General features: G+C 73.0%; 11 protein-coding genes and 1 pseudogene. 7 read left to right on the top strand and 5 right to left on the bottom strand.

The features are described 5' to 3' along the window. Positions 1-7 precede the first annotated feature (7 nt). A complete protein-coding gene (locus AB0B40_RS11275; RefSeq protein ID WP_362263761.1) occupies positions 8-1525 on the top strand; it encodes a metallophosphoesterase in 1518 nt (505 codons plus the stop codon). A gap of 67 nt (positions 1526-1592) precedes the next feature. Beyond that, positions 1593-2663: an LLM class flavin-dependent oxidoreductase gene (locus tag AB0B40_RS11270; protein WP_362263760.1), complete on the top strand. Its 1071-nt coding sequence runs from the start codon at positions 1593-1595 to the stop codon at positions 2661-2663. Here AB0B40_RS11270 and AB0B40_RS11265 read toward each other — a convergent pair. Beyond that, positions 2635-3609, bottom strand: a complete 975-nt coding sequence (locus AB0B40_RS11265) for a TauD/TfdA family dioxygenase (RefSeq protein ID WP_345060026.1) — start codon at positions 3607-3609, stop codon at positions 2635-2637. The genes AB0B40_RS11270 and AB0B40_RS11265 overlap by 29 nt on opposite strands. Positions 3610-3703: 94 nt before the next feature. On the opposite strand from AB0B40_RS11265, the gene AB0B40_RS11260 reads away from it, so the two are divergent. The 3 genes and pseudogenes from AB0B40_RS11260 to AB0B40_RS11250 all read left to right on the top strand — a co-directional run bounded on the left by AB0B40_RS11260 (position 3704) and on the right by AB0B40_RS11250 (position 6285). After that, entirely contained in the window at positions 3704-4534 is an 831-nt protein-coding gene (locus AB0B40_RS11260) for an aldo/keto reductase (RefSeq protein WP_345060028.1), read from the top strand. 216 nt (positions 4535-4750) lie between these two features. After that, positions 4751-5614 (top strand): oxidoreductase, encoded by an 864-nt coding sequence (locus tag AB0B40_RS11255; RefSeq protein WP_345060031.1) that lies wholly within the window; start codon positions 4751-4753, stop codon positions 5612-5614. Positions 5615-5673: 59 nt separating this feature from the next. Then, positions 5674-6285, top strand: a pseudogene (locus AB0B40_RS11250) (DNA polymerase ligase N-terminal domain-containing protein). Positions 6286-6332: 47 nt separating this feature from the next. Here AB0B40_RS11250 and AB0B40_RS11245 read toward each other — a convergent pair. The 4 genes from AB0B40_RS11245 to AB0B40_RS11230 form a co-directional block, all read right to left on the bottom strand. Then, positions 6333-8663, bottom strand: coding sequence for a SpoIIE family protein phosphatase (locus tag AB0B40_RS11245; protein WP_362263759.1), 2331 nt, complete (start codon positions 8661-8663; stop codon positions 6333-6335). Between the two features lie 54 nt (positions 8664-8717). Beyond that, positions 8718-9185: a peroxiredoxin gene (locus tag AB0B40_RS11240; protein ID WP_345060040.1), complete on the bottom strand. Its 468-nt coding sequence runs from the start codon at positions 9183-9185 to the stop codon at positions 8718-8720. Next, positions 9182-9562 (bottom strand): hypothetical protein, encoded by a 381-nt coding sequence (locus AB0B40_RS11235; RefSeq protein WP_362263758.1) that lies wholly within the window; start codon positions 9560-9562, stop codon positions 9182-9184. The genes AB0B40_RS11240 and AB0B40_RS11235 overlap by 4 nt, the downstream gene beginning before the upstream one ends. 267 nt (positions 9563-9829) lie before the next feature. Continuing rightward, complete coding sequence (locus AB0B40_RS11230; RefSeq protein WP_345060046.1) at positions 9830-10255, bottom strand: ATP-binding protein; 426 nt, start codon at positions 10253-10255, stop codon at positions 9830-9832. Between the two features lie 188 nt (positions 10256-10443). On the opposite strand from AB0B40_RS11230, the gene AB0B40_RS11225 reads away from it, so the two are divergent. After that, positions 10444-11199, top strand: a complete 756-nt coding sequence (locus tag AB0B40_RS11225; RefSeq protein ID WP_362263757.1) for an IclR family transcriptional regulator — start codon at positions 10444-10446, stop codon at positions 11197-11199. Positions 11200-11244: 45 nt separating this feature from the next. Then, a complete protein-coding gene (gene glpK, locus AB0B40_RS11220) occupies positions 11245-12762 on the top strand; it encodes a glycerol kinase GlpK (RefSeq protein ID WP_345060052.1) in 1518 nt (505 codons plus the stop codon). Positions 12763-12932: the final 170 nt, after the last annotated feature.

The following is a 12932-nucleotide window of genomic DNA, read 5'->3' as shown; positions in this document are numbered from 1 at the left end:
GCACGGCGTGTCTGAATCCTCACGTGATACCGCACGGGGCGCCGGCTGGGGCGCGGCTGAACCCGGCACGTACAAGCGGCTGATGCCGGGCCACGTCGAGAAGCTGTCGTGGCTGAACCCCCGGATCCTGTGGGCCGCCCGCAACGGCGTGCTGGCGTCCTGGTTCGGTGACCCGACCGGCCGCACCCGCAGCCGCTGGGTGGCCCAGCGGGCCGCGGCGGGCGCGCCCGCCGACAAGCTGATCCGACGGGAGGTACCGGAACGGTTCTCCTTCATGGTCCTCGGGGACACCGGCGAGGGCGACGACTCCCAGTACGCCGTCGTGCCCGGCTTCCTGGAAGCAGGCCGGGGCACGGAGTTCGCGGTGATCGCCAGCGATGTCATCTACCCCGTCGGCAGCGCCGACGACTACGGCAGCAAGTTCTTCCGGCCGTACCAGGACTACCCCGCGCCGATCTACGCGATACCGGGCAACCACGACTGGTACGAGGACCTCGGCGCGTTCATGCGCGTCTTCTGCGGCGACGCCCCGCCGCTCGAACCGGAGCCCCGGCCGCACCCGCTCACCCGCGCCTGGTGGCGTTCCCTGCTGTGGCACCGGGCACGGCCCGCCGACGAACAACGGCTCGCCGCCGCGAGGTCGTTGCGGTCGGCTCCGGGCCAACAGGCCGTGCAGCCGGGCCCGTACTGGGCGGTCGACGCCGGACCGGTGCGCATCATCGGCATCGACACCGGTCTGCTGGGCACGGTCGACGCCGAACAGGGCGCCTGGCTGCGGGAGATGTCCAAGGGCCCCCGGCCGAAGATTCTCGTCTCCGGGTCACCGCTGTACGTCGACGGCGAGCACCACCCGTGCCCCGTCGAGGGCGGCGGCACGGTGGACGACGTCGTCCGGGACCCGGAGCACCATTACGTGGCCGCGATCGGCGGCGACATCCACAACTACCAGCGCTATCCGGTCACGGTGGACGGCCGCACCATCCAGTACGTCGTGGCGGGCGGCGGCGGCGCGTTCATGCACGCCACGCACACCATCCCGCGGGTGTCGGTCGGCGGCGTCACCGAGCGCGAGTTCCGCTGCTATCCGCTGCGCGGCGACTCGCTCGCCTTCTACAGCCGCCTCTACGGCCGCCGGCTGCGGCTGCGCCGCTTCTTCCGGCTTTCCGAGGCGGAGGCGACCGCCGTCATCGCCGCACGGCTCGGCATCGAGCCGGGGCGCGCTCCCGGTCCCGAAGCCCGGGTCACCCGCCGTGCGCGCCTGGTCGCGAGCCTGCTGGGCGCCGGTCGCCGCCCCGGCCGTCCGGCCCGGTTCCGGCTGCCCGTGCGGAAGATCTACACCCAGCTGTTCTCGCCGTCCTCCGCCACCTACAGTCCGCCGTTCTTCAAGTGCTTCCTGCGGCTGGACGTCTCTGCGGACGCCGTCCGGCTGCGCTGTTTCGCCGCCACGGGCAACCGCGCCCAGGAACTCGATCCGCCGGTCGAGGACGAGGTCGTGATCCCGCTGCCGCCGGCCGGGGTGAACTGAACACACGGTTGTCACACTCGCCTGCCAGAATCGAGGCAGAGCCGACACACGACCGCTGGAGGACCCGGTGCCGTCCCCCTCTCGCCCCCTGCGCAAGCTGGGTTTCCTGACCATCGGCCTGTTCGACGCGGCGGACCCGGGCCGGGGCCACGAGTCCACGCTGGAGATCATCGAGCTGGGCGAGCGGCTCGGCTTCGACACCGCCTGGGTCCGCCACCGGCATCTGCAGTACGGCATCTCGTCCCCGGTCGCCGTCCTGGCCGCCGCTTCGCAACGGACGCGCCGGATCGGGCTGGGCACCGCGGTCACACCGCTCGGCTGGGAGAACCCGCTGCGGCTCGCCGAGGACCTGGCGACGGTCGACGTGCTGTCCGGCGGCCGGCTGAACCCGGGCGTCAGCGTGGGCCCGCCGATGCACTACGAGCAGGTCAAGGGCGCCCTGTATCCGGACACCGCCGACGCGGAGGACTTCGGCCACGAGCGCGTGCGGCGGCTGCTGGACCTGGTGCGCGGCAAGCCCGCCACTGACTTCAGCGGAGTGGAGGGATTCGAGGTCTTCTCGGACGTCGTCCAGCCGCAGTCCCCCGGACTCGGGCGGCGGCTGTGGTACGGCGGAGGCAGCCTCCGGTCGGCACGCTGGGCCGGCGAGCACGGGATGAACTTCCTGACCAGCAGCGTCGTCAAGGCGGAGAGCGCCCAGGACGCCGGGGGCGGGGACGGGCCGCCGGACTTCGCCGGGATCCAGCTGTCCCACATCCGGGAGTTCCGGGCGCACCACCCCGACGGCGAGGCGGCCCGGGTCTCCCAGGGGCTGGTGGTGATCCCCACCGACTCCGCGAGCCCCGAGCAGCGCGCCAGGTACGCGCGGTACGCGGAGGGCCGGCTGCCCCGCACGGCCACCCCGCAGGGCCCGGCGCGGCTGCTGTTCGCGCCGGACCTGGTCGGCACCTCGGCGGAACTGACCGAACGGCTGTACGCGCACGCCGCTTTCCGCGAGGTGGACGAGGTGGCGTTCGCGCTGCCGTTCACCTTCGAGCACGAGGACTACGTGCAGATACTGACGGACATGGCGGAGCGGCTGGGCCCGGCGCTGGGGTGGCGGCCCCAGGTCACCACTTCCCCACCGCCGTCCCGGTGACCGGTTCGGACGGCCGCCCGTCCACACCGGCCGGCACATCGCCCTGCAGCATCACCCGGTGCATGATCCGGGGAGCGCCCGCCTGAGTGTGGTCGCCGGGGGCGAGGTGGATGGTGGCGCGGTTGTCCCAGAAGGCGACGCTTCCCGGCTCCCAGCGGAAGCGGACCGTGTACTCCGGGCGCACGGCCTGCTCCAGCAGCATCTCCAGCAGCGCCGCGCTCTCCGGCCGGGAGACGTCCTCGATCTGCTCCAGGTAGTAGCCGTTGACGAACAGCACCCGCTCCCCGGTCTCCGGGTGGACACGGACCAGCGGATGCACGGAGGCGACCTGGTGGTCCAGGAGGTGGCGGACGTACCCGTCGTCGCCGGGCCGGGGCTGGTAGCCGACGCCGAGCCGGTGCTCGGCGCGCAGGCCGTCCACGAAGGCGCGCACCGGGGCGGACAGTCCGGCGTACGCGGCCGCCAGGTTGGCCCAGGTGGTGTCGCCGCCGTAGGGCGGAACGGTCTCGGCGCGCAGGATGGTCGCGGCCGGCGGGTCGATCCGGGCGCCGTGGTCGCAGTGCCAGCCGCGCAGCAGGGTGTGCCGGCGGCGCCGTAGCCACTCCTCGTGCTCCATGCCGAACCGGCCGCCCAGTTCCAGCCGGTCCGCCGTGGTCTCCACCTCCGGGAAGTCAGCGGGTGAGGCACCGCCCCTGCGGGCGAGGACGACCGGCTCACCGAAGCGGCGCGCGAAGGCGATGTGACCGGCGTGGCCGAGCCGCTGCCCGCGGAAGAAGACCACCTTCCAGCGCAGCACCGCGCCCCTGATCAGCGCGACCACCGCGTCGTCCAGCGGGCCGGCGAGATCGACGCCGGTGATCTCTGCGCCGACGTACCCGGCGGCCGGCCTCACCTCCACGCCCGCGACGGGCTCCGCTCCGCCCGTGACCGCCCCGTCCGTCGTCATGCGCCCTCCGGTGCTCGTCCGGTTGATCACCACTCACCCTATCCGTGAGGCTGGGGGGAGACACAGAGGGAGACAGCCGACGGAAGGGCCCACCGTGAACGGTGTTCCGCAGCACACGCTCAACGACGGTACGACGATCCCCGCCATCGGTCTCGGCACCTGGCCCCTGGACGACGCGGAGGCCGAGCGGGCCGTGCGCGGCGCGCTGGAGGTGGGCTACCGGCTGGTGGACACCGCGGCGAACTACCGCAACGAGACCGGCGTCGGCCGGGCCGTCGCCGGCGGCGGGGTGCCCCGCGAGGAGGTGGTGGTGACGACCAAGCTCCCGGGCCGGCACCACGGGTACGAGGAGACCCTCGCGTCCTTCGAGGAGTCCAGGCGGCGGCTGGGCCTCGAGTACGTGGACCTGTACCTGATCCACTGGCCGAACCCCCGGGTGGGCAAGTACGTCGACTCGTGGAAGGCGATGATCAGGCTGCGGGAGGACGGCCTGGTCCGCTCGATCGGCGTCTCGAACTTCACCCCGGAGCACATCACGCGGCTGGAGAAGGACACCGGGGTGCTCCCGTCGGTCAACCAGATCGAACTGCACCCGCTGTTCCCGCAGCAGGAGCTGCGCGCCTTCCACGCGGACAAGGGCATCATGACCGAGAGCTGGAGCCCGCTGGGCCGTGGCAGCGACGTGCTGGAGGACCCGGCGGTCACCGAGGCCGCACGGGCGCACGGGGTCACGCCCGGGCAGGTGGTGCTGCGCTGGCAGGTGCAGCTGGGCGCCGTGCCCGTCCCCAAGTCGGCGGACCCCGCACGGCAGCGCGCCAACCTGGACGTCTTCGGCTTCGAGCTGGACCCGGACCAGATGGCGGCGATCGCACGCCGCACCCCGCAGCGGCTCGGCGGGGACCCGGAGACGCACGAGGAGTTCTGAACGACCCGGGCAAGGCCGCACGCCGTACCTTCACGGCTCCCGCTGAGCGCACCTTCCCGGTACCCGCGGGACGGCGCTCCGCCGCCCGGCCCGCGGTGACTGGCCCTGTCACTCCCAGGATCGCGGGGGCACTGCCGTGCCGGGCCGGGCGGACGCAGGGTGGAGACGGAGGCCGCCGGGAGGGACCGGTGGCCTGGACATCCTGAGAGGTACGACATGACTGCACAGCTCGGCGGCACCGTCACCCCGGCCGCGGGACTGGCCCTGACCCGCGTCGGATACGGCGCCATGCAGCTGGCGGGTCCGCACGTCTTCGGGCCGCCGCGGGACCGGGACCGGGCGGTCGCGGTGCTGCGCGCGGTGGTGGAGGCGGGCATCACCCACATCGACACGGCCGACTTCTACGGCCCCGTCGTCGTCAACGAGATCATCAAGGAGGCCCTGCACCCCTACCCGGACGGTCTGCGCCTCGTCACCAAGGTCGGGGCCCGGCGGGGAGCCGACGGCAGCTGGGTCGTGTCCCGGCACCCTGAGGACCTGAAGGCGCAGGTGTACGACAACCTGCGCAACCTGGGTGTGGACGCCCTGGACGTGGTCAATCTGCGGCTCGGGGACATGGACACCCCGAACGAGGACTCCGTCGCCGACCAGTTCGGTGCCCTGGCGGAGCTGCGGGAGCGGGGGCTGATCAGGCATCTCGGGCTGAGCGCCGCGTCCGCCGCCCAGCTGGACGAGGCCCGGGCGATCGCGCCCGTGGTGAGCGTGCAGAACCTGTACAACCTGGCGAACCGGCAGGACGACGCGCTGCTGGAGCGCACGGCGGCGGAGAACATCGCCTTCGTGCCGTACTTCCCGCTGGGCGGGTTCACCCCCTTCCAGTCCGAGACGCTGGCGAAAGTCGCCGCACGTCTGGGCGCCTCACCGCAGCAGGTGGCGCTGGCCTGGCTGCTGCGCCGTTCCCCGAACGTCGTGCTCATTCCCGGCACCTCCTCCCCCGCCCACCTGCGGGAGAACATCGCCGCGGCGGGCCTCGCGCTGCCGGACGACGCGATGGCCGAGCTGGACGGCATCGCGGGCTGAAGGAACGGGTCCGGGGTACCCGGGGGCCCGTGAACGGGCACGCGGGGAAGGAGCCGCACGTGGCAGCGGAGGACCGGCTGCGGACGTACCGCGGCAAGCGCGACTTCGAACGGACCCGCGAGCCGTCGGGGCGGGCACCCTCGGACGGCGGCGACGAGCCCCGGTTCGTGGTGCAGATCCACGACGCGCGGCGGATGCACTTCGACTTCCGGCTCCAGGTCGACGGCGTCCTGAAGTCCTGGTCGGTCCCCAAGGGCCCGTCCGGCGATCCGGCGGACAAGCGGCTGGCCGTGCCGACGGAGGACCATCCGCTGTAGTACGAGCACTTCGAGGGCGTCATCCCGAAGGGCGAGTACGGCGGGGGCACCGTGATCGTGTGGGACAGCGGGACGTACGAACCGCTCAGCCACGACCGCAGGGGGCGCCCGGTGGACTTCGCGGAGTCCCTGGAGCGGGGGCATGCCACCTTCCGGCTGCACGGCACGAAGCTGCACGGCGAGTACGCCCTCACCCGCTTCCGCGACGGCACGGACCAGGAGGAAGCCTGGCTGCTGGTGCGTAAGGGGCCGGCGCGGGCGGAGGGGCACGGCACCCCGGATCCCCGCCGGGCCCGTTCGGTACGCACCGGGCGCACGCTGGCGCAGGTCGCCGCCGATGCCGGCCAGGAGTGACGCCGGTCCTCGGCGGGCACCGCCGGGATCCCGGCACGCGTCGGTGATCAGGTGTCGGGCAGCGGCTGGTCGGCCCAGATGGTCTTGCCCCCGGCGGTCTGCCGGCTGCCCCAGCGCTGGGTGAGCTGGGCGACGAGCAGCAGGCCCCGGCCGCCCTCGTCGTAGGCGTGCGCCCGGCGCAGGTGCGGTGAGGTGGAACTGGCGTCGGACACCTCGCAGATGAGGGCCCGGTCACGGATCAGGCGCAGCTGGATGGGCGGTTCGCCGTAGCGGATGGCGTTGGTGACGAGCTCGCTGACGACGAGTTCGGTGACGAACGACGCCTCCGCCAGCCCCCAGGCGGCCAGTTGCTCGGTGGCCGCCTGCCGCACGACCGCGACCTGGGCGGGGTCGGGCGGGACGTCCCAGGTGGCGACCCGGTCGGCGCCGAGGGCGCGGGTGCGCGCGAGGACCAGGGCCACGTCGTCACACGGCTGGTCCGGCAGGACGGCTTTGAGGACGTTGTCACAGAGGGCGTCGAGGGAGTCGGCCGGTGCGCGCAAGGCCCGGAGCAGTTCGCCGGAGGCGCCGTCCAGATCCTGGTCGCGGTAGTCGATCAGGCCGTCGGTGAAGAGGGCGACGACCGAGCCCTCGGGCAGTTCCCGTTCCGTGGCCTCGAACGGCAGACCGCCGACGCCGAGCGGTGGCCCCGCGGTCATGGGCACGAGCTCCGCGGTGCCGTCGGGCAGGATGACGGCGGGGGGCGGGTGGCCGGCGGCGGCCAGGCAGAGGCGGCGGGAGACGGGGTCGTAGACGGCGTACAGGCAGGTCGCGCCGAGTTCGGCGATCTCCTCTCCGCTGCCGTCGGCGGCGAGGTGGGTGACCAGGTCGTCGAGGTGGGTGAGGAGTTCGTCGGGGGGCAGGTCGACGTCGGCGAGGGTGCGCACGGCGGTGCGCAGCCGGCCCATGGTGGCCGAGGACTGGATGCCGTGGCCCACGACGTCGCCCACCACCAGGCCGACCCGGCCGCCGGAGAGCGGGATCACGTCGAACCAGTCGCCGCCGATGCCGGCCACCGATCCGCACGGCAGATAGCGGTGGGCCACCTCGACCGCGGCCTGCTTGGGCAGGCCGCGCGGGAGCAGGCTGTGCTGGAGGGCGAGGGCGGTGGAGCGTTCCCGGGCGAACCGGCGGGCGTTGTCGACGCAGACGGCGGCGCGGCTGGCGAGTTCCTCGGCGAACACGGCGTCGTCGGGGCCGTAGTCGTCCGGGTGGGCCATGCGGACGCAGACCGCGACGCCCAGGGTGGTGCCGCGCGCCAGGAGCGGCACCGCGACCATGGAGTGGACGCCGAGCCGGTAGGGGCTCCCCCCGGGTGAGCGCGCGTTGCGTTCCGCGAGCCACGCGACGAACTCGGGATCGTCGGCCTGGCTGACCACCGCCCGCCCCTCGCGCAGGGCGCGGGCCGGCGGCAGGTTCGGCGGGTAGACGTGGGTTTCGCCGATACGCAGGGCCGCCCCGGGGTTGCCGGGACGGGTGGAGCCGTGGGCGACGCGGCGCAATTCGACAGCGCCGTCCGGGAGGGCCGGCGGCTCCTCGGCGCCGAGCACCCAGTCGAGCAGGTCGACGCTGGCGAAGTCGGCGTACCTGGGGACGAGGAGTTCGATCATTTCCTCGGCGGTGCGCACGACGTCCAGGGTGGTGCCGATGCCGGCGGAGGCCTCGTTGAGCAGGGCGAGGCGGCGGCGGGCCCAGTACTGCTCGGTGTTGTCGAAGGCGGCGATGCCGACCGCTGTCAGCTCACCGCAGCCGTCGCGCAGCGGCCACATCTCGACGCTCCACAGGTGCTCCCGGTTCAGGGCGGGCGCTCCGGCGAAGCTCTCGTAGCGCACGGGCCGGCCGGTCTCGGCGACCTCGCGGAGATGGCGTAGAAAGCCCTGGTGGTAGTCGGCCTCCCCCACGGTGTCCGGGAAGAAACGGCCGTTCAGCGCGGCCTCGGACACGCCCAGCAACCTGCAGGCGGCTTCGTTGACGCGCAGGTAGCGCTGCTCGAGGTCGAACACCGACATGGACATGGACGCCTGCTCGAACGCCTGGGCGGCCAGGGTGTAGTCGGGCGAGTCGGCCGTGACGACGTAGCCGGTGGGGGTTCCGTCGGCGTCGGTGAGCGTGCAGGTGGTGACGGCCACCTCGATCCGGTGCCCGTCGCGGTGGCGCAGGGCGATGGTCCCGGAGCGCTCGGTGAGCGTGCCGTCGGCGACGTCAGCGGCCAGCAGATCCGCCGCCGGCCGGCCCACGACGTCGCCGGCCGGGTGGCCGGTGAGCAGCCGCGCGCCCTCGCTCCACCCGGTCACCCTGCCCAGCGCATCGAGGACCGCCACGGCGGCGACAGGCTCCATATACCCCAGGATGTTCCGATTGGCCCGGCGCATCAAGCGCGGGACTCCCCCGGCTCACCCCCGATGGGCGCGGAGGGCGGCGAGAGCCCGGTCCGCGTGGGAGTTCATGCGCAGTTCGCTGCGGACGACCTCCAGGACGGTACGGTCCTGGGCGATCACGAAGGTGGCCCGCTTGGTCGGGGCCAGGGAGAAGCCGCGCCGGACGCCGAAGCGCTCGCGGACCGTGCCGTCGGTGTCCGAGAGCAGCGGCATGCCGAGGCCGTGCCGGCCGGCGAACTGCTGCTGCTTGTCGACGGTGTCCCCGCTGATCCCGACCGGCCGGGCGCCGACGGCCGCGAACTCCGCGGCGAGGTCGCGGAAGTGGCAGGCCTCGGCGGTGCAGCCGGGGCTGAGGGCGGCGGGATAGAAGAAGAGGACGACGGGGCCGTCGGCCAGCAGTTCGGTGAGCCGACGGGTGGTCCCGGTCTCGTCCGCCAGGGCGAAGTCCTCGGCCTTGTCCCCGACGGCGATGCGCTCGGTCACGACCGCCCCTCTCCGTTGCGGGCCACTGCGCGCGCCCACAGCACGAGGGGCACCTGCAGGGGCAGCCGGACGAGCGCCGCCGTCCTGAGCGGCGCGGGCCGGTGGCGCCAGTCCACGGCCATCTGGACGTTCGCCGGGACCACACCGGCGAAGAAGGCGGCCGCAGCCTTCGCCGCCGGCACGCGGGTCCGGGGCGCCGCGATGGCGCCCGCCAGAACCAGCTCGACGACACCGCTGCCGTACGTCCAGGCCCGCGGTGACCCCGGGAGCAGCCGGGGGATGGTCGCGTCGAACTGCCGCGGGGCGGTGAAATGGGCGACCCCGCCGGCGGCCAGCAGGCCGGCCAGCCGCAGGGGTGATCGTTCGGACCGGAGCACGGTTCCTCCATAGGTGGCTGGTGGCCTGCCGCCGGATATTACTGGACGGTACGCACCGGCGTAGCCGTGATCAGCGAATCCCCCCGGCGTCCGGCCGCGCCATGCCGAGCCACTGCGGACGCCACCCGCCACCCGTCGCCGGGCCGGGGCTGCCGGGCCGTTCCGGACGACGACCGGGTTGCGCGTCGCCGGGTCGGGGTGCCGGGATCGAAGTGAACCCCCCGTGCAGCGCCGTGCGCCCGGAGGGGAGGGGATTGACGGGTGGCGTCAGGAGACGGCGAGTTCGGCCCAGCGGGTCACCCCGCCGGCGTGGACCCGGATGCCGTGGCGCGTCGCCAGGGCGTGGACGATCGCCTCGCCGCGGCCGTGCTCGTCCGGGTCGATCCCGACGAGTGACTGCCCCGCCGACAGCGCCGTTCCCGCGTCGGTGACCTCGATCCGCAGGGTACGGCGGCCTGCGCCGCGCACCCATGACATCCGTAGCTCGGCCGGGGGCCGTGCGTGGACGATCGCGTTGGTGACCAGCTCCGACACCACGAGCAGCGAGTCCTCGACGATCTCCGGGCACACGCTCCAGTCACTGAGAAGCGCCGCCACCCGCCGGCGTATGGCCGAGACGGCGCCGGCGACGGGCGGCACCGGACACACATGTTCGTATGCCGCCCGAAGCAGCGTGTTGAGCTGTGCCACCATGTTCTCTCCCGATGGTGTGTGCTGCCGGTCCGGCGCCGTGACCCGGCCCGTTCCATGCCTCAGAGCAAGCTATGGAGACAAATCGGGCGGGTCAATGAACAGAGGTCGGCATTACCGAACGGCGCTGTGCGGGAGGCGTCCCCCGGCCCCGTGGGGCGAAGACCGCTCGGCGGTAATACGCTCGCTTCATGGCCGGCCCAGTCCAGTCGATCGAACGGGCGGCGGCGATCCTGCGCCTGCTCGCCGGCGGGCCCCGCCGACTGGGGCTCGGCGAGGTGGCGGCCTCGCTCGGGCTCGCGAAAGGCACCGCCCACGGCATTCTGCGCACCCTCCAGCACGTGGACTTCGTGGAGCAGGACGCGGCGACCGGGAAGTACCAGCTCGGGGCCGCCCTGCTGCATCTCGGCACCAGTTACCTGGACGTCAACGAACTGCGCTCGCGCTCCCTCAACTGGGCCGACGCGCTGGCCGCCCGCAGCGGGGAGTCGGTCCGCCTGGGCACACCGCTGGAGGGCCAGGTCCTCATCGTCCATCACGTGTTCCGGCCCGACGACACCTTCCAGACCCTGGACGTGGGCGCGCTGCTGCCCCTGCACGCCTCCTCGCTCGGCAAGGTGCTGCTCGCCTACGGGACCGCGGCCGTCGAGCCGGAGCTGGAGGCGTACACCCGGCACACGCTGGTCGAGCCCGCGCAGCTCGCCCGGGCGCTCACCGCGGTCCGGGAGGTGGGATGGGCCGCCGAGATCCAGGAGATGAGCATGGGCGAGGCGGGGATCGCCGCGCCGATCCGGGGGCACGGCGGCCTCGTCGTCGGCGCCATCGGGCTGTCCGGGCCGGTCGAGCGGATCTCCGACAGCCAGAACCATCCCCGTGCCGGTCTGGTCAGCCTGATCCGTGAAGCCGCCCGGGCGATCTCCAGAGACCTGGGAGCCGCCCGCTGGTAGGCCAGGACAGCCGCCCCTCGATCCGTCGGAAGGCAGACCCCGACCATGGCTGAACGGTATGTGATGTCCGTCGACCAGGGCACCAACTCGACCCGGTGCATCCTGTTCGACCATCGCGGGCGGCTGGTCTCGGTCGCCCAGAGGGAGCACCGGCAGCATTTCCCCCGGCCCGGATGGGTCGAACACGACGCCGTCGAGATCTGGCAGAACCTGCGGCGCGTCGTCCCCGAGGCCCTGTCCGACGCCGGGGTCGGCACGGGGCAGGTCGCCGCCATCGGCCTGGCCAACCAGCGCGAGACGACGGTGCTCTGGGACCGGCGGACCGGCACCCCGGTGGGCCGGGCGATCGTCTGGCAGGACACCCGTACGGCGCCGCTGGTGGAGGACCTCATGCGGCGTCCCGGGGAGGAGTTCTTCCTGCGGCGGTGCGCGCTGCCGCCCTCGACCTACTTCTCGGCGCTGCGGATCCGGTGGCTGTTCGACCACGTCAAGGGTGTCGAGCAGCGCGCCAAGGACGGCGAGGTGCTGTTCGGAACGATCGAGAGCTGGCTGATCTGGAATCTCACCGGGGGCACCGACAGCGGGCTGCACATCACCGACGCCACCAACGCCAGCCGCACGATGCTGATGAACATCCACACGCTGACCTGGGACGACGAGCTGCTGGACTTCTTCGGGGTGCCCCGCGCGATGCTGCCGGAGATCCGGTCGTCCGCCGAGCTGTACGGCGAGGCGCGCTCGCTGCTGCCGGGCGTCTCCATCACGGCCGCCCTCGGCGACCAGCAGGCCGCCCTCTTCGGCCAGACCTGCTTCTCCCCGGGCGAGGCCAAGTGCACCTACGGAACGGGCAGCTTCCTGCTGCTCAACACCGGCACCGACGTCGTGCGGTCCCGGCACGGGCTTCTCACGACCGTCGCCTACAAGATCGGCGACCAGCCGCCGTCCTACGCCCTGGAGGGGTCGATAGCCATCACCGGCGCCCTCGTGCAGTGGTTCCGTGACCGGATCGGCCTGATCAGCAGCGCGCCGGAGATCGAGACCCTCGCGAGGACGGTCCAGGACAACGGCGGCTGCTACATCGTCCCCGCCTTCTCGGGCCTGTTCGCCCCCCGCTGGCGCAGCGACGCCCGCGGGGTCATCGTCGGCCTCACCTCGTACATCACCAAGGGGCATCTGGCACGTGCCGTACTGGAGGCCACGGGATGGCAGACACGGGAGGTCGTGGACGCCATGAACGCCGACTCCTCGGTCCCTCTCCAGCAGCTCAAGGTGGACGGCGGCATGACCGCGAACAACCTGCTCATGCAGTTCGTGGCCGACGTGCTCGACGTGCCGGTGGTGCGGCCCATGGTCGCCGAGACCGTCTCCCTGGGCGCCGCGTACGCGGCGGGGCTCGCCGCCGGCTACTGGCCCGACCTGGAGGTGCTGCGCCGCAACTGGCACCGCGCCGCCCAGTGGCTGCCCGACATGGATCCCGGCCGGCGGGAGGGGGAGTACGGCAACTGGCAGCGGGCGGTGGAACGGTCCCTGGGGTGGGCCGGACCGCCACCACGGCCCTCCTGACCGGCGACCAGCTTGACCGGCCTGAGTGGCTTGACTGGCTCGACCCCGAGCCGTCGGCCGAGAACGTCGCCCGAGGGCTCGTCGGGCCCGGCCCGTCCGGCGGGACCGTTCAGGGGAACCGGGGGTGAAAGGCGCGTGACGGCGGCCGGGCCGGTCGAGATCTTCTGCCG

Origin of the sequence: Streptomyces sp. NPDC042638 (assembly GCF_040647235.1) — a bacterium.
In the GTDB taxonomy this organism is placed as follows: Bacteria; Actinomycetota; Actinomycetes; order Streptomycetales; family Streptomycetaceae; genus Streptomyces; species Streptomyces rameus.
This window is presented reverse-complemented; position numbering and strand designations above follow the sequence as displayed.